The 16,818-nt window shown below is 74.4% G+C and carries 12 protein-coding genes; 8 read left to right on the plus strand and 4 right to left on the minus strand.

Going from position 1 to position 16,818, the window contains the following annotated elements; genetic code table 11:
* The first annotated feature begins 2 nt into the window (after positions 1-2).
* On the plus strand, positions 3-1,298 hold the full coding sequence (locus tag O7612_RS09305) for an anhydro-N-acetylmuramic acid kinase (RefSeq protein ID WP_282272255.1): 1,296 nt from the start codon (positions 3-5) through the stop codon (positions 1,296-1,298).
* 200 nt (positions 1,299-1,498) lie between these two features.
* Positions 1,499-3,454 carry a 1-deoxy-D-xylulose-5-phosphate synthase gene (dxs, locus tag O7612_RS09310; RefSeq protein WP_282272257.1) on the plus strand — a complete coding sequence of 652 codons (1,956 nt, stop codon included), beginning with the start codon at positions 1,499-1,501 and terminating at the stop codon, positions 3,452-3,454.
* Positions 3,455-3,611: 157 nt separating this feature from the next.
* Here dxs and O7612_RS09315 read toward each other — a convergent pair whose 3' ends face one another.
* On the minus strand, positions 3,612-4,808 hold the full coding sequence (locus O7612_RS09315) for a hypothetical protein (RefSeq protein WP_282272259.1): 1,197 nt from the start codon (positions 4,806-4,808) through the stop codon (positions 3,612-3,614).
* Positions 4,809-4,958: 150 nt separating this feature from the next.
* On the opposite strand from O7612_RS09315, the gene O7612_RS09320 reads away from it, so the two are divergent.
* Positions 4,959-7,028: a hypothetical protein gene (locus tag O7612_RS09320; RefSeq protein WP_282272261.1), complete on the plus strand. Its 2,070-nt coding sequence runs from the start codon at positions 4,959-4,961 to the stop codon at positions 7,026-7,028.
* Between the two features lie 181 nt (positions 7,029-7,209).
* Here O7612_RS09320 and O7612_RS09325 read toward each other — a convergent pair whose 3' ends face one another.
* Complete coding sequence (locus O7612_RS09325) at positions 7,210-8,991, minus strand: hypothetical protein (RefSeq protein ID WP_282273857.1); 1,782 nt, start codon at positions 8,989-8,991, stop codon at positions 7,210-7,212.
* 242 nt (positions 8,992-9,233) lie between these two features.
* On the opposite strand from O7612_RS09325, the gene O7612_RS09330 reads away from it, so the two are divergent.
* The 5 genes from O7612_RS09330 to O7612_RS09350 all read left to right on the plus strand — a co-directional run bounded on the left by O7612_RS09330 (position 9,234) and on the right by O7612_RS09350 (position 14,502).
* Complete coding sequence (locus O7612_RS09330; protein WP_282272263.1) at positions 9,234-10,523, plus strand: PQQ-binding-like beta-propeller repeat protein; 1,290 nt, start codon at positions 9,234-9,236, stop codon at positions 10,521-10,523.
* Positions 10,520-11,797, plus strand: a complete 1,278-nt coding sequence (locus O7612_RS09335; protein WP_282272265.1) for a PQQ-binding-like beta-propeller repeat protein — start codon at positions 10,520-10,522, stop codon at positions 11,795-11,797. Before O7612_RS09330 ends, O7612_RS09335 begins: the two co-directional genes overlap by 4 nt.
* A gap of 239 nt (positions 11,798-12,036) precedes the next feature.
* Positions 12,037-12,699, plus strand: coding sequence for a response regulator transcription factor (locus O7612_RS09340; RefSeq protein WP_282272267.1), 663 nt, complete (start codon positions 12,037-12,039; stop codon positions 12,697-12,699).
* Between the two features lie 100 nt (positions 12,700-12,799).
* Positions 12,800-13,951 (plus strand): HAMP domain-containing sensor histidine kinase, encoded by a 1,152-nt coding sequence (locus tag O7612_RS09345; RefSeq protein WP_282272268.1) that lies wholly within the window; start codon positions 12,800-12,802, stop codon positions 13,949-13,951.
* A gap of 164 nt (positions 13,952-14,115) precedes the next feature.
* Positions 14,116-14,502, plus strand: coding sequence for a VOC family protein (locus O7612_RS09350; protein WP_282272269.1), 387 nt, complete (start codon positions 14,116-14,118; stop codon positions 14,500-14,502).
* 148 nt (positions 14,503-14,650) lie between these two features.
* Here the strand turns inward: O7612_RS09350 and O7612_RS09355 are convergent, their stop codons facing one another.
* Together O7612_RS09355 and O7612_RS09360 are read right to left on the minus strand one after the other, a co-directional pair.
* Positions 14,651-15,367 carry a hypothetical protein gene (locus tag O7612_RS09355; protein WP_282272272.1) on the minus strand — a complete coding sequence of 239 codons (717 nt, stop codon included), beginning with the start codon at positions 15,365-15,367 and terminating at the stop codon, positions 14,651-14,653.
* 103 nt (positions 15,368-15,470) lie between these two features.
* Positions 15,471-16,682 (minus strand): hypothetical protein, encoded by a 1,212-nt coding sequence (locus O7612_RS09360; protein WP_282272274.1) that lies wholly within the window; start codon positions 16,680-16,682, stop codon positions 15,471-15,473.
* Positions 16,683-16,818: the final 136 nt, after the last annotated feature.

Genomic DNA, 16,818 nt, shown 5'->3' on the forward strand with positions numbered 1-16,818 from the left:
CGATGCGGATCGTCGGGTTGATGTCGGGCACCTCGTACGACGGGGTGGACGTGGCCGCCGCCGAGTTCAGCACCGTCGGGGACACCCTGCGGCTGCGTCCGCTGGGGCACCGGGAGCTGGGCTACGACCGGGAACTGCGGGAACGGATCGGGGCGGTCCTGCCGCCGCAGCCGACCACGGTCGAGGCGGTGTGCCGGCTGGACAACGCCCTCGGTGAGGTGTTCGCCGAGGCCGCCGCGCTCGGCGTCGAGCTGGCCGGCGGGCACGCCGACGTGGTCGTCTCACCCGGGCAGACCGTGTTCCACTGGGTCGACGGCGGCACCGTCCGGGGCACCCTCCAGCTCGGTGCGCCGGCCCGGGTCGCCGCCCGGGTGGGCGTACCCGTGCTGTCGGACCTGCGGTCGGCGGACGTCGCGGCCGGCGGACAGGGCGCCCCGCTGGTCCCCGCCTTCGACGCCCTGCTGCTCGCCCCGGCTGACCGCCGACGGCCCGCCGACGACGGTGGTGGCGGGGGACCGCACGACGGTGGTGGAGGTGGGCGGCACGACGACGACGGTGGTGCGGGTGGGCGGCCCGGCGGCGGTGCCGGTGGGCGTCGGCGGTCGGGCGGCGGCCCGGTGCGGGCGGCGCTCAACCTGGGCGGTATCGCCAACCTCACCGTGGTCGCGCCGGGCGCACCGGTGCTCGGGTACGACGTCGGCCCGGCCAACGCCCTGCTCGACGCGGCGGCCCGCCGGTTCCTCGACCGGCCCTGCGACGTCGACGGGATCCGGGCGGCGGCGGGTCGGGTGCACCCCGGGCTGCTGGCGCTGCTGCTCGCCGAGCCCTACTATGCGGCGGCACCACCCAAGTCCACCGGCAAGGAGCTGTTCCACCCCGGCTACCTGGACGACCGGCTGGCGGCGCTCGCCGAGCCGGTCGCCCGTGACGACGTGTTCGCCACGGTGACCGAGCTGACCGCCCGGACGGTGGCCGCCGCCTGTGCGGAGCACGGGGTGACCGAGGTGGTGGCGGCCGGCGGTGGGGTGCGCAATCCCACCCTGTGGGGTCGACTGGCCGCCCTCGGGGCCGGACGGTGGGAGCTGCGGAGCACCGCCGAGCTGGGGGTGCCCACCCAGGCCAAGGAGGCGTACGCGTTCGCCCTGCTGGGGTGGTTGTCCTGGCACGGGCTGCCCGGCGCGGTGCCCTCGGTGACCGGGGCGCGGCGGGCCGCCGTGCTGGGGTCCTGGACCCCGTCCGGGCCGCCGCACGGGCTGGTTGGGCGGCTTCCGCCGCGCCGGCTGGTGGTCCTGCACTGAGCCGGCTGGTGGTGCTCCGCCGAGCCGGCTGGTGGTCCTCCGCTGAGCCGGGCCACAGCCCTCCGGCCGTGGTCCGGGCCGGTGCCGCGGTGGCCCGGCCGACGCGTGCTCCGGCCGCCTCACCCGGTGATCCGGGGTCCTACCTGCGGTGATCCATGGGCGGGCTGCGGAGTGTGCGTCGGCCGATAGACTCTCTCGTCATGAGTGTTGACGAGGACACGGCCAACCACGGTCGGCTACTGGGCACCGTCCGTGGTCCGCATGACGTCAAGCGGATGACCGGCGAACAGCTGGACATCCTCGCCGCCGAGATCCGTGACTTCCTGATCGCCAAGGTTTCCCGTACCGGCGGGCACGTCGGCCCCAACCTGGGTGTGGTGGAGCTGACCCTGGCCATGCACCGGGTCTTCGACTCCCCGCGCGACCGGCTCCTGTTCGACACCGGCCACCAGTCGTACGTGCACAAGATCCTCACCGGCCGGCAGGACGGCTTCGACAAGCTCCGCCAGCGTGGTGGTCTGTCCGGCTACCCCAGCCAGGGCGAGAGCGAGCACGACCTGATCGAGAACTCGCACGCCTCCACCGCCCTGTCCTACGCCGACGGGCTGGCCAAGGCGTACGCCCTGCGCGGCGAGCAGCGCAGCGTGGTGGCCGTGGTCGGTGACGGCGCGCTCACCGGCGGCATGTGCTGGGAGGCGCTGAACAACATCGCCACCTCCGGCAACCGGCTGGTGATCGTGGTCAACGACAACGGCCGGTCCTACTCGCCGACCATCGGCGGCCTCGCCGACCACCTGTCGTCGCTGCGGCTCAACCCCGGCTACGAGAAGGTCCTCGACACGGTCAAGGACGCCCTCGGCAACACCCCGTTCGTCGGCAAGCCGATGTACGAGGTACTGCACGCGGTCAAGAAGGGCATCAAGGACGCGGTCGCCCCGCAGGCGATGTTCGAGGACCTCGGCATCAAGTACGTCGGCCCGGTCGACGGGCACGACATCGCCGCCGTCGAGTCGGCGCTGCGCGCGGCCAAGAACTTCGGCGGTCCGGTGATCGTGCACGCGGTGACCCGCAAGGGCTACGGCTACCGCCCGGCCGAGGAGGACGAGGCGGACTGCCTGCACGGTCCGGGCGCGTTCGACGTCGAGACCGGCAAGCTGCTCGCCGCCCCGTCGGTGAAGTGGACCCAGGTCTTCGCCGACGAGCTGGTCGCCATCGCCGACGAGCGGCCCGACGTGGTGGGGATCACCGCCGCGATGGCCGAGCCCACCGGTATCGCCACCCTGGCCCGTAAGCACCCGAACCGGGTGTACGACGTGGGCATCGCCGAGCAGCACGCGGCCACCTCGGCGGCCGGCCTGGCTATGGGCGGCCTGCACCCGGTGGTGGCGGTCTACGCGACCTTCCTCAACCGCGCCTTCGACCAGGTCCTGCTGGACGTGGCGATGCACAGGCTGCCGGTGACCTTCGTGCTGGACCGGGCCGGCATCACCGGGCCGGACGGGCCGAGCCACTACGGCATCTGGGACATGTCGGTCTTCGGGGTGGTGCCGGGCCTGCGGATCGCCGCCCCCCGGGACTCCGCGAGCCTCCGGGAGGAGCTGCGCGAGGCGATCGCCGTCGATGACGGTCCCACCATCGTCCGGTTCCCGACCGGCACCGTCGCCGCCGACCTGCCGGCCGTTCGCCGGGTCGGTCCGGTGGACGTGCTGGCCGAGTCGACACGTACCGACGTGCTGCTGGTGGCGGTGGGCGCCTTCGGGCTGCTCGGCATGGAGGTGGCGTCCCGCCTCGCCGAGCAGGGCTACGGCGTCACCGTGGTCGACCCGCGCTGGGTGCGCCCGGTCCCGGCCGAGCTGGTCGAGCTGGCCGCCGGGCACCGCCTGGTGGTCACCGTCGAGGACGGCGTACGCATCGGCGGTGTCGGTGACGCGCTGGGTCAGGCGATGCGGGACGCCGACGTCCGGGTGCCGCTGCGTGACCTGGGCGTACCGGCCGACTGGCACCCGCACGGCACCCGCGCGCAGATCCTGGCCGACCTGCGCCTGACCGCCCAGGACGTGGCCCGTGACGTCACCGGCTGGATCTCCGGCCTGGACGGCGACGCCACCTCGGTCGAGCCGGTCCGTCTCCCGGCCGGCGACACCAGCCCGCACTGACCGGTCGACCCACCCCGACCGGCCCGGAGGGCGGTCACGGCCCCGCCGTGACCGCCCTCCGCCATGTCACCCCACCTGCCCCACCTCGCCCCCGGCCGGAGCCGGGGGAGGGGCGGCGCGGAGGCGGGAGGAGAGGGCGGAAGTGGGCCGGTGGGGGTCAGCGGCCGCCGGCGGAGCGGTAGTGGGTCTTCTCGGCGGTGGCGAGGCTGAAGGTCTGCCGGGAGGCGGGCATCGGGACGACCACCAGACCCGGACGGTCCACCAGTCGGGGGGTGCCGGGCGGCACCGACAGGGAGGCGTCCCGGTTGCCCCGCCAGGTCAGCACCACCAGTGGCTGCCCCGGCACCGGCAGCACGTACGCCTGGAGCGGGTTGGACCGGTCGGCGGGGGAGACCACCGGGCCGCCCTCGCCCGCCGGCCGGTAGACGACCGCGGTCATCGTCCCCGCATCGGTTTCCCAGGTCAGTTGCTCCAGGTCACCGGGGTCGTCGCCGCCGCCGAGCATCATCTCGCCGACGGCCCGGACGGACACCTTCTCCATCGGCCACGACTCGGGGACCGAACGCGGCGCGTCCCGGTCACCGATCCGCCGCGGGATGCTCCCGAACGGCCCCTGCTCGTCGGCGAGCACGCAGGTGTCCAGCCCGTCCAGGGCCCGCCGCCCGGACCCGGTCTCGTCCCGGACCAGCGGGTACCTCGGCTCGGCGGTCGCCGTGCCCAGGTCGAGCAGCCGATCGGCGGCCCGCCCCCGGGGCAGCGACTCGGTGGCGCGCAGCGTCACCGTCACCGGCACCGCCCGGCAGTCGGGCACCTTCACCGGGGCGGTCAGCCCGTCGGTCAGCATCAGGGCCCGGCCGTCCGGACCGAGTAGCCGCTCCACCCGGCCGGAGGTGAGGTAGCGCCGGCCGTCGGGCAGGACCAGCGGGAGCACGTCGGCGTAGACGAGGTAGCCCGGATCGGTGTACTCGCTGGCCCGGGTCACCTGGTAGGAGCCATTGTGGCCGGTGAGCTGGAGCAGCCAGGAGGCGCTCTCCCCGGGGACGTCGGCGGCGACCAGGGCCAGCGGGACGCCGTCGACCTCGCCCGACCAGAGGATGCCGGAGGACGGCAGGTGGACCCGGTCGTCGATCGGCGAGCGCCAGCCGAGGACCGCCGCGGTCACCGCCGCCGTCGCGGTGGCGTCCCCGGCGAGTGCACCGCGCGGCGGCCACACCGCCCGGGTGCCGTCCAGGCTGTCGTAGCCCACCCGCAGCTCCCGGGCCTGACGGTCGGCGACCGGGCCGCAGGCCGCGACCGTCAGCAGCAGGCCGAGCAGCGCGGTGACCGTCGTGCCGCGACGGCGAACCGAAGCCATCTGTACGCCCCCGATCGCGTCGCCGTCGTTGTCGGAAACCCACATGGTACGCAACGCCCGGTGACGCCCCGCAGCCGTGCCCCCGACCACCACAAGGGACACCGAAGTGAATTTCGGACTATTTCCCGGCTCCGGTAGACTCCGCCGACTGTGACGTCTGCCGAGCCCCGTGGCGCCTCCGCACCGGCCCCCGACGACTCCGGGGGCGCTGCCCGCGGCACGACGGCCACCGCGACGGCGCCCCCACCCGTGACCCTCACCACCCCTGTCGACCTGCGCGCCAGCGGTGTGCCGGCACCCGCGGACCGGACGGTCGAGGCGTCGCCGGTCGACGCGCCACCGGCGGCGACACCGCCGCCCGGGGCGGCACCACAGCGGCCGGCCGCCGACGGCGGCGGGGCGGCGGCGGGCGTACCGCAGCGGGGGGCGGTCGACACGGACGGTGACGGCGCGACGCCGGTCGCCTGGTGGCGGCGCTGGCGCTGGACGGCCCGCCGCAAGGACCTGGTGGTCTACGGCATCTTCCTGGTCGTCGCGCTCTGGGTGACCAGCCGGATCTGGGTCGACCCGGCCGGCCGGGTGGCCTCGCTCTACAGCAGCGACCCGGCGCAGGTGCAGTTCTTCCTGGCCCACTCGGTGCGGGTGGTGCTGCACGGGGAGTTCCCGTTCTACACCGACCAGTTCAACTTCCCCGACGGCGTCAACCTGATGGCCAACACGGCGGTGCTGGCCCTGGGCATCCCGATGGTGCCGGTCACCCTGCTGTTCGGGCCGGCGGTGTCCTTCGTGGTGCTGGTCACCCTCGGCCTCGCCGGCACCGCCGCCGCCTGGTACCACGTGCTGTCCCGGCACCTGGTGCGCCGGCGGCTCGCCGCGGCGGTCGGCGGCTGGTTCTGCGGTTTCTCCCCGGCGATGCTCTCGCACGCCAACTGGCACCCCAACATCATCAGCCAGTTCCTGCTGCCGTTCATCGTGTGGCGGGTGATGGTGCTGACCCGCTCCACCCGGCCGCTGCGCGACGGCCTGCTGCTCGCCGTGCTGGTCACCGGCCAGGCCTTCATCAACGAGGAGATCCTGCTCTTCACCGCCCTGGCCTGCGGCGTCTTCCTGATCGCCATGGTGGCCCAGCGGCCGGCGCTCTGGTCGGCGGCGTGGCGTCCCCTGGCCAAGGGGCTGGCCGCGTGCGCGGTGCTGGCCGGGGCGCTGCTGGCGTACCCGCTCTACGTCCAGTTCGCCGGGCCGATGGCGTACCACGGTCTCAGTGACGCGGTGCAGGACTACGGCAACGACATCGCGGCCTTCTTCGCCCCCGGCTCGCCCACCTTCGGCGGCAACGAACGGGCCAACGTCAACCTGGCCCCGAACTACTCCGAGGAGAACGCCTTCTTCGGCTGGAGCCTGTCGCTGATCGCCGTCGGCATCGTGCTCTGGCTACGCCGCGAACGCCTGGTCCGAGCGCTCGCCGTGACCGGCGCGTTCTTCGCGTTGCTCTCCCTCGGGGAGCAGATCTCCTGGTGGGGGCGCGACCTGATCACCGGGCCGTGGGAACTGCTGGTGCGGCTGCCGCTGCTGGACGCGGTGGTGCCCACCCGGTTCGCCCTGATCACCTCGGTGGTGATCGGCATGCTGCTGGCGCTGGCCGTGCAGCGGGCCTGGACGCTGCGCGGCGCGCAGTGGCGGCACGCCAAGACCGTCACGGTGGCCGCCCTGGTGCTGGCGCTGCTGCCGATCGTGCCGATGCCGCTGAAGGTGACCTCCCGTCCGCCGGTGCCGGACTTCATCACCGCCGACCGGTGGCGGGAGTACGTCGGCCCCGGGCAGACCCTGGTGCCGGTGCCCGTGCCCAGCATGGGCAACACCCACGGGATGCGCTGGGCGGCGGCCACCAACCTCGACTTCAAGATCCCGGGCGGCTATTTCCTCGCCCCGCGCAACGGCAACACCGGCGACCCGGGGCGGTTCGGCGGGCGGCCCAGCGGGATCGGGCAGCTGCTCGACGAGGTCGCCACCACCGGCCGGACCACCAAGCTGGACGACCGGCAGCGGCGGCGCAGCCTGGACGAACTGCGGCACTGGAACGCGGCCGTGCTGGTGCTGCCGTTGCGCCAGCAGAACGCCGAGCCGCTGCGCCGGACCGTCGAGCAGCTCGTCGGCCCCGCCCGCCGGGAACTCGACGTCTGGGTGTGGGACGTCCGGCCGCTGTCGGCCCGTACCGCCTGAGCCGGTCTCAGCCGACCGCCGTCGCGGTCGGTGGCGGCTCAGCCGACCGCCGTCGCGGTCGGTGGCGGCTCAGCCGACCGCCGTCGCGGTCGGTGGCGGGTCAGCCGACCGCCGTCGCGGTCGGGGCGGGCGCTGTCAGTTCGGTGGCGGCTCAGCCGACCGCCCCGGGGTCGGTGGTGGGTCAGCCGACCAGGGGGCGGACGTCCCAGAGCCAGACGTCGTCGACCCGCTGCGCCGGGCCGAGCAGGCCGGACATCAGGTCCCGCAGCACCGCCTCGCGCGGGTGGTCGCCCAGCACCACCACCGACGCCCGCCAGAACCGCAGGTCCGCCACCGCCTGCCGGCGGTTCTCCTCGGTCAGCGCGGGCACCGTGCCGGCGTCGATGGTGGCGTAGATCAGGGTGCTGGTCGGCCGGTTCGGCGCACCGAAGACGCCCTCGCCCAGCTCGTTGGGGCCGATGAAGTAGCCACCGGGCACCGGGAACTCGTGCCCGGTCAGCGCGCTCCAGCGCAGCGTGGACAGGCCGTGCACGTTGCTCGGGATCGGCACCGGGACCAGGGTGCGTCCCTGCGGCACGTACGGCCGCCAGCCGCCGGCGGTGATGAAGTGCGGCGGCAGGTCGATGTGCTGCGCGGGCAGCGGGCGGGGGAACAGCGGGAGCACGGCGAGCGTGATCGCCGCGTACCCGACCGGCCGGACCCACCGGCGGCGGCCCGGCGCGGCGGGTACGGCGGTGCTGGTGCCGGTCGCGGCGGTGTCGTCGGCGGCGGTACGCGGCGCGGGCACCCGGGACCGGCCGACCGCGCCGACGGCGTCCCAGGCCAGTGCGAGCAGGACACCGACCGCGCCGGTCACCACCAGGGTCAGCCGGGTCGGCATCATCATCTCGACCAGCGGCAGGTCGTCGGGGACGTACGCCCAGGGGCCGTCCACGGTGGTCTCCACCCCGTTGAACCGCACCTTCGGACCGATCGCCGCGACGGTGAAGACCACCACCAGCACCCCGGCGATCCGGGCGGCCAGCGAGCGCCGCCAGAGCAGCACCAGGGCGGCCAGCGCGACCAGCACCAGCGGCCAGCCGAACCAGGTGTTCTGCTCGGTCAGGCCGATGGTCTTCTCCACCGCCTCGTCGCCGGCCACGGTGTCCCGGGCGAAGGTGACGAACGCCATCAGGTCCTCGCCCCAGTTGTGGAACACCCCGCCCTGCAATCCCCGGTAGGACTGCGGGCCGTTGAACTGGTACCAGATCGGGTACGCGGTGAGCAGCAGCGCCAGTCCGCCGCCCAGTCCCAGCGCGGCCAGGAAACCGCCGACCCGCGCGCGGGCCTCCCGGGGCCGCTGCACCACGTACGCGGCCACCGCCACCAGGCAGGCCAGCGCGGTCAGCAGCAGCATCTCCTCGTTGATGAAGATCTGGTACGCCACCAGCAGGCCCAGCGCCACCCCGTCGCGTCGCCACCGGCCGGGTCGGCCCAGCCGCAGCACCCGGGCCACGATCACCGGCAGCAGGAAGTTGGAGACGAAGTTGGGCTGCCCGTTGGCGTGGTGCACGATGCCCGGGGCGAAACCGAGGAACGCGCCGCCGACGAACGCGCCGGCCCGCGACCGCACCAGGTGCCGGGAGAGCATCCAGTACGAGGTGGCCGCCGTCGCGGCGAGCGCCCCGCCCAGGTAGAGCGCGTAGGTCACCTGCGGGCCGAACAGCAGCGTGACCGGGGCCAGCGGGATGGTCATCCCCAACAGCGAGGTGTTCGCCATCATGTTCACCCCGTCCGGGGCGTTCTGCCGCGCGCTGAACAGCGGGTTCTCCAGGTGCCGCACCGAGTACGCGCCGTGGGTGAACAGCCACTCGAACCAGCTGTGGTCGGTCGGCAGGTGGGACGACACCCGGTGCTGCACGTCCACCCAGTAGTTCAGGCACACCAGAACGCCGATCAGGACATAGGCTCCGATGGCGAGCACGTCGGCCCGGCCCGGCCGTCGGCGTGGCCGCCCCTGCGGGCCGGTCGCGTCGGGCTCGACCGCGTCGGGCTCGACCGCGTCGGGCGGGGACGTCGGGTTCAACGAGGGATCTACCACCGGCACGGCCACGACGGGCCATCGTACAGGCGGCGGCGGGCCGTTCCGGTGACCCGGTGCGCGGCGATCCGCGTCCACCGGAGGGGTAACGGTCGGCAGGGCGCGGCGGTCGGGAGAGGGTACGCGTGACGGTCATCGATCTGGGTGAGCTCTGCGACGTCGAGCCGGAGCCGTCCGGTGCCGCACCCCGTGCCGTCGGTCGGCCGCTGCGACTCGCCGCGGTGCTGGCGTCCACCCTGCTGGTGCTGGCCGCCGCCACGCCGGTGGCGCACCGGGCCGCCTTCGTGCTGCCGGCCCCTCTCGGCACGTCGGTGCTGCTCGGCGACGGGGAGGTCTTCCTGCACGAGCCGACCGGCGACCCGACCGCCCCGGCGCGGTTGAAGGCCTGGACGATCCCCGGCTCCCCCCGGGCGCGGCCGGTGCTGCGGTGGCAGACGCCGGTGCCGCTGACCAGCAGTTCCGGGACGATCCGTCGGTACGGCGACGTGGTGCTGCTCAGCGGCACCGACGGCAGCCAGGACGGGGAGTTCCGGACGCTCGCCTACGACCGGGGGACCGGCCGGCTGCGGTGGCAGCGGGCGGGCGGTGGCGAGACGTCGGGATCCAGCCTGCTCTTCTTCGAGTACGGTCCGGGCGGGCGGTGGACGGTGCACTCCGCCGACCCGGCCACCGGCCGTAACCGCTGGTCGACGTCGATGCCGGCACCGGCGGACGTGCTGCTCCGGACCGCGGCTGACGGGGTGGACAGATTCGTGACGGTGCGACCTCCCGCCTCGGTCGAGGTCTGGGACGCCCGGCGCGGGGTACGCCTGCACGGTGCGCAGCTCGACCACGGTCGGACACCGTCGGACACCGTTTACGACGTCGTCGGCGACCTGCTGCTCGCCATCGAGCCGCGTCTCGGTCGGCTCACCGCCTACGGTCTCGACGGGCTGGACCGTCGGTGGCAGGTGCCGTTGACGGTGCCGGTCTTCTTCACCCCGTGCGGACCGCTGATCTGCGCGTCCGGCCGGGCCAGCGGGGTCCGGGCACTGGATCCGGCGACCGGGCGGACGGTCTGGCAGGACGCCCGGTGGGAGTTCGCCAGTGACGAGGGCGGCGGTCGGGTGGTGGCGAGCAGCCTGGGCCGGGGCGGCTGGCATCCGCTGGTGGTGCTCGACCTCGCCTCCGGGCGGCAGGTGGCGGACCTGGGCACCTGGGAACTGGTCCAGCCGAGCACGCCGGCCGGGCGGGTGCTCGGCTGGCGGCCGGACGGTGCGGGCCGGATGACGGTCGCCGAGGTGGACGTGGCCGCCGCCACGGTCCGGGTGCTCGACATGTTGCCGAATGTCTCCGGCGACTGTCAGACCGACGCGGGGCTGCTGCTCTGCCGGCTGGTGGCCGGCACGTTCGGAGTCTGGCGGCTGCCCCGGTGACGGTGATCGACCTGGGTGAGGTGGGTCACCCCGACGAGCCGGCTCCCCGCCCGCCGCGCCGCCCCCGGGGCCGGCGGTCGGTCGGCGGCCCGGTACCCCTCGTCCTGGTCGGCCTGTTCCTGCTGCTCACCGTGGCCGCCGGGGCACCCGGGCCGACCCGGCTGGTCGCGGTGCCCGTACCGGAGGTGCCGGAGCCCAGCCACCTGGTCGTCGGTGGCCTGCTGGTGCTCGCCGACCCGTCGGCCCTCGCGCCGGCCGGTAGCCGGCAGCTCATCGCCGTCGACCTGACCGACGGGCGGATCCGCTGGCAGGTGTCGCTGTCGCCCCGGCACCAACTGCTGGTGCTGGAGCAGGTGGGCGAGGACGTGGCGATCACCACCGACCCGGGTGGCGAACCGGTCTCGATGGTGCTCGACCACATCGACGGGCGGGTCCGTTGGCGGCAGCCCGGCCGGGCGGTGCCCACCCGCGACGGCGGGCTGCTGCTGGAGGACGTCCACGTCGACCGCGCGGTGGTGCGGGGCGTCGATCCGGTGACCGGCGCGGTCCGGTGGACGGTCAGCACCGGCGCGGCCACCGTCGGCCACCGCGCCGGGGCACGTGGTGTCGAGGAACTCGTGCTGGTCACCAGCGCGGGCCGGGCCGAGGCGTACGACGTCGGCACCGGCGTGCGCCGTCTCGACTTCCCGGTGCCGCCCGCCCGGGGCGACCACCACCACCTGGCGCAGCCGGTCGGGGAACTGCTGCTGGTCGACGGGGAACCGGGCGTGGTGGCCGCGTACGACCTGGGTACCGGCCGGCGGCGCTGGGACACGGCGGACCCGGGGTCGGCCAGCGGGTACGCCTACGCCTGCGGTGACGCCGTCTGCCTCGACGCGCCGGCCGGCACCCGGGTGCTCGATTCGGCGACCGGCCGGTTGCGGTGGTCGGCCGACCGCTGGACGCCGATGGGGTCGGTGGGCGACCGGCTGGTCGGCGGCAACGTCGACGACGGCCCGCGACGACTGGCCCTGCTCGACGCGGCGACCGGCCGACCGGTGGCCGAGCTGGGTCCGTGGGAACTGGTGTACCGGTGGCCGGGCACCGCCCCGCTCTTCGCCGTCCGTCCGGCCGCCGGTGGCCGGACGGTGCTGGCGGAGCTGGATCCGGCCGACGGCACGCCCCGGGTGCGGGACGTGCTGCCCGGCCGGTGGGACACCTGCTGGCAGCGCCAGGGTGTGCTGGTCTGCTGGCGGCAACGGGACAGTCTCGGGGTGTGGCGGCTCCCCGACTGACCCGCACCGGGTCGGCCCTGCGGCCCTGCGGCCCTGCGGCCCTGCGGCGCTGCGGCCCTGCGGCGCTGCGGCCCTGCGGCGCTGCGGCCCTGCGGCCCGGGGTGGTGGGCCGACGGCCGGGGCGGTGGATCAGCCGGCCGGGCCGTGTGGTGACGGTCCGGGCGGGGTGACGGCGGTCCTGCGACCAGCCGTTTGGTCGGCGGCGCTAGGTTGTCGGACAGGTCGGCGAGGAGGTCGGGATGCGGGTGCTGGTGGTCGAGGACGAACGGAACCTCGCCGACGCGATCGTGCGTGGGCTGCGCAAGCGGGGGATGGCGGTCGACGTCGCGTACGACGGGGACGCCGGTCACGAGGCCGCCTTCGTCACCCGGTACGACGTGGTGGTGCTCGACCGCGACCTGCCGGGCATGCACGGCGACCAGATCTGTGCGGAGCTGGCCGCCTCGGGCACCCTCACCCGGGTGCTGATGCTGACCGCCAGCGACACCGTCGCCGACCGGGTGGCGGGGCTGGGCCTCGGCGCGGACGACTACCTGCCCAAGCCGTTCGCCTTCGACGAGCTGGTGGCCCGGGTGCAGGCGCTGGGCCGGCGGGCCACCCCGGCAGCCCCGCCGGTGCTCCAGGTGGGCGACGTGGTGATCGACCCGGCCCGTCGGGTGGTCACCCGGGCCGGGGCACCGGTCGACCTGACGAACAAGGAGTTCGGTGTGCTCAGCGAGCTGGTCAAGGCGCGCGGCGCGGTGGTCTCCAGCGAGGAACTGCTGGAACGGGTCTGGGACGCCAACACCGACCCGTTCACCACCATCGTCCGGGTCACCGTGCGGACACTGCGCCGCAAGCTCGGTGATCCGCCGCTGATCGAGACGGTGGTCGGCGCCGGCTACCGGATCGTCGGCCCGTGAACGTGGAGAGCGGGCGGGCGCGGCGGGCCAGCCGGCCACCCACCGGCGTCGGTACGGCGGGCGCGGGGAGCGACCCGGTGCGCCGGGCCGGGGTGCGCCCGTGAGCCGGCGGTTGCGGCCCACCCTGCGGTTGCGGTTGACCCTGCTCAACGGGGTGCTGCTGGTGGGGGCCGGGGCGATCCTGGTGACCCTGGCCTGGTTGCTGGTGCGGGAGGCGCTGCGCCCCACCGACGAGCTACGGCCGGGCACCACCGTGCTGCTGGCGGACGGGCGTTCGCTGGACGCCGCGGTGTGGCAACGCCAGCTGGTCGACGCCGCCTCGGACGAGTTGCTGGTCAAGGGCCTGCTGGCGTTGTTGGCGATCAGCGTGGTCGGGGTCGCCGGGGCGTACTGGGTGGCCGGTCGTACCCTGCGACCGTTGCACCAGGTCACCGCGACCGCGCGCCGGCTCGGCGAGACCACGCTCGACCAGCGGATCGGCTGGTCCGGGCCGGACGACGAGGTGGCCGAGCTGGCCCGGACCTTCGACGCGATGCTGGACCGGATCACCGCCGCGTTCGACGCGCAGAAACGGTTCGTCGCCAACGCCTCGCACGAGCTGCGGACCCCGTTGGCGGTGATGCGCACCGAGATCGACGTCACCCTCAGCGACGACGAGGCGGACGCCGCCGAGTACCGCCGGATGGCCACTGTGGTCCGGGACGCCTCGGAGCGCGCCAACGGCCTGGTGGACGCGCTGCTGGTGCTGGCCCGTAGTGAGGCGCAGGCCGGTCGACGGCTGGCCCGGCGTACGGAGTGTGACCTGGCCACCGGCACCGCCAACGCGTTGTCCGCCATGTCCCGGGAGGTGGAGCGGATCGGCCTGCGGGTGCAGTCCTCGCTGCGCCCGGCCCCGGTCACCGGTGACCCGGGCCTGCTGGACCGGCTGGCCGGGAACCTCATCGAGAACGCGGTGCGCTACAACCACCTGCACGGCCGGCTCTGGGTCCGTACCGACACCGACGGGCGCTCCTCGTGGCTGGTGGTGCGCAACACCGGCTTCGAGGTGGACCAGGCCGACGTGCCGGGGCTGTTCGAGCCGTTCCGGCGGGGTGGGCGGGAACGGACCGGGGCCCGGGGTTCCGGGCTGGGTCTGTCCATCGTCCGGGCGGTCTGCGACGCGCACGGTGGCACCGTCCGGGTCGTCGCGCAGAAGGGCGGTGGCCTGGAGGTGACCGTCACCCTGCCGTCGGCCGACCAGGCCCCGGGCTGACCGGCTTGCCGGTCGGCCGGGCGGTCTGCGACCATTCCCGGGTCGGCCCGGATCGCGGAACGGAGGTGCGGTTGATGTCCACCATGTCCTGTCCCGCGCCCCGTCCCACCCACCGCTGACACGCACGTCCGCGGGGCGCGTCCCCCTGCTGCGGAGGCAGACCCGTGAGCGTACGAATCCACAACATCAGCATCGACTGCCGGGACACCTATGCCCTGTCCGGCTTCTGGGCGCAGGTCTTCGGGTGTCCCCGCCAGCCCGACGACCTGCCCGGTGACCCGGAGGCCATGCTCCTGCCCGAGGGTGGCCCGGAGGTGCTCTTCCTGGCCGTTCCGGAAGGGAAGTCGGTGAAGAACCGGCTGCACCTCGACCTGGAGCCGGTGGACCGGAGCCGGGACGAGGAGGTCGAGCGGCTACTGGCCGTCGGTGCCGTCCAGGTCGACGACCAGCGTCGGGCGGACGGCACCGGCTGGGTGGTGCTGGCCGACCCGGAGGGCAACGAGTTCTGCGTGCTGCGCAGCGCCGCCGAGCGGGCCGCCCCGACCGGCTGACGGCGCTACCCGCGCCCACCGGCAAGCTGACGCACGGGCCGCGTCCACCGGCAAGCTGACGGCGCTACCCGCGCTCACCGCGCGGCGTGACGGCGCAGGCCCCGCCCACCGAGTGGCGGGCGGGGCCTGTCCGGTCGACCGGGGTGGGTCAGCCCTTGTTCTCGATCTGCCCGCGCATCGTGACGAACTCGGACTTCAGGTCGGCGGCCGACTTGTAGTACTGCACGATCAGGCCGACGCTGCCCTTGTCGGCCCAGACGCAGACGCCCAGCGGGACGCTCTCGCTCTTGCCGTCGCCGCACCGGGCCTCGCCACCGAGCGGGCCGGCGTCGACGCTGGCCATGTTGGTGACGTTCAGTTCGGTGGTGATGCCCTTGACGGCGTCGTCCAGTTCCTTCTTCGGGTCGGCCATCACACCGGACGCCGCCGCGATCATCAGCAGGTCCTGCTTGGTGGGGTCGCCGTAGAAGGCGCCGGCGGTGCTCGTCTCGCCCTGCACGGACTTCTTCATCTCGGTGACCAGCCCGTCGGCGACCGCCTTCAGGGCCGGGTCGGTGACCTGCGGGCGGCCGGCGAGGGTGGCCGGGGCGGAGACCGTCGTGTTGGCGGCGGCCACGACCTCCTTGACGTCGTCCTTGAGGGCGAAGGCGGCGATGGCGGCGCCGCCGAGGCAGAGCACCAGCAGCACCGCGAGCACGATCAGCACGATCTTGCCGGTGGACCGCTTCTTCGCCGGGGCGACCGGCGGCGGTCCCGCGTACTGCGGTGCGCCGACGGCGTCCGGCTGCTGCGGTGACGGGTGACCGCCCTGCGGCGTACCGCCGTCCGGGGCGGAGGCGTACGGGCTGGTCGGGGGCTGGGACATCAGGTCTACTCCAGAAATTCGTGGGTGAGGCCGGATGATCTTAGCCAGGGCGACCGACATCCGCCGCTCCGCGCCGGACGGCCGCCCACCGTCGTACGCCGGATCAGTCCCGCTTCTCGATCTGGCCCCGGAGGGAGGCGAACTCGGACCGCGCCTTGGCCGCCGAGGAGAAGTACATGACGATCATGCCGACGCTGCCGTGGTCGGCCCAGACGCAGACGCCGAGCGCGATGCCGGACGCCTTGCCGTCACCGCACTTGGCCACCCCGCCCAGCGGTCCCGGCTCGATGGTCGACATCTTGGTGACCGCCAGCGAGGTGCCCAGACCCTTGACCGCGTCGTCCAGCTCCTGTTCCGGCAGGATGACCGGGCCGGACGCGCCCGCCATCATCACCATGTTGCGGCCGGCCGCGCTGCCGTAGAAGGCGCTCACCGCGCCGGTCTCGTTGCGTACCTCGGACTTCATGTCGCGGACCATCTGGTCGGCGATCCGACGCAGCTCCGGGTCGGTGCTCTTGGCCCGGCCACCGAGGGTGGACGGCGTCACCAGCCGGATCGGGCCGGGGTCGTCGACCTCGTCGGACGGGGTGGGCTCGGGGGTCGGGCTGTCCGTCTCGACGGGGGTGGGGGTCGGGCTGGGCGAGGTCGCCACGGTGGGCGAGGGCGTCGGATCGGTCCTCTTGCCCTGGTCGTCGTCGAGCGCCACCCAGACGAGGCCGCCGCCGCCGAGGCAGAGCACCAGCAGACCGGCCAGCCCGAGGGTGAGCAGCAGCGGCAGCTTCGACCGCTGCGGGGCCGGTCCGTGCGGAGGGCTGAACGGCGCACCGGCGAAGCCGGCGTACTGCTGCTGGGCCGGATCGGGGTAGCCGCCGGCACCGGGGCCACCCGGATAGCCGGGCTGCGGGGCGCCCGGGTAACCGGGCTGCTGCGGGGCACCGGGGTAGCCGGGCTGCGGGGCACCCGGGTAACCGGACGCCCCGGGGTAGCCCGACGGCGGGGTGCCGGGCGGGCCCGAGTGCCCGACGCCGGGGTAGCCGCCGCCCTGACCCGGGTCCGACTGCGACCAGCCGCCGTACTGCGGGCCGGGGTAGGCCTCGGCCGGTGGCCCGGACTGCGGGTCGACCGGCCAACCACCGGGCTGGCCGGAGGGTGCCGACGGGTACGGCGTGGTGGGCCAGCCGCCGCCCGGTGGCGGGGTGTGCTGGCCGCCTGCCGGGGTGGGGGTGTGCGGACCGTCGGACGGGGGCGGGTAGTGACCGGTGGGCGAGCCGTGCTCCGGCTGCCCGGACCAGGGATCGACCGGCGGTGTGGTCATCAGATCAGCTCCAGGCGAGGGTGAGAACGCGTGATCGTAGCCAGCCGGGGCACGGCCGTGCAGCCCCCCGAGTCTGACGAGGGTACGCAAACGACGATCGCGGTGGCCACGATAGTCCCGGGGGAGGACATCGTCG

Origin of the sequence: Micromonospora sp. WMMD987, assembly GCF_029581435.1 — a bacterium.
GTDB lineage: Bacteria > Actinomycetota > Actinomycetes > Mycobacteriales > Micromonosporaceae > Micromonospora > Micromonospora rifamycinica.

What these genes read in the sequence shown, in the direction of transcription:
- O7612_RS09305 (WP_282272255.1), top strand. Translation starts at nt 3, where the DNA reads ATGCGGATCGTCGGGTTGATGTCGGGCACCTCGTACGACGGGGTGGAC.
- dxs (WP_282272257.1), top strand. Translation starts at nt 1,499, where the DNA reads ATGAGTGTTGACGAGGACACGGCCAACCACGGTCGGCTACTGGGCACC.
- O7612_RS09315 (WP_282272259.1), bottom strand. Translation starts at nt 4,808, where the DNA reads ATGGCTTCGGTTCGCCGTCGCGGCACGACGGTCACCGCGCTGCTCGGC.
- O7612_RS09340 (WP_282272267.1), top strand. Translation starts at nt 12,037, where the DNA reads ATGCGGGTGCTGGTGGTCGAGGACGAACGGAACCTCGCCGACGCGATC.
- O7612_RS09355 (WP_282272272.1), bottom strand. Translation starts at nt 15,367, where the DNA reads ATGTCCCAGCCCCCGACCAGCCCGTACGCCTCCGCCCCGGACGGCGGT.
- O7612_RS09360 (WP_282272274.1), bottom strand. Translation starts at nt 16,682, where the DNA reads ATGACCACACCGCCGGTCGATCCCTGGTCCGGGCAGCCGGAGCACGGC.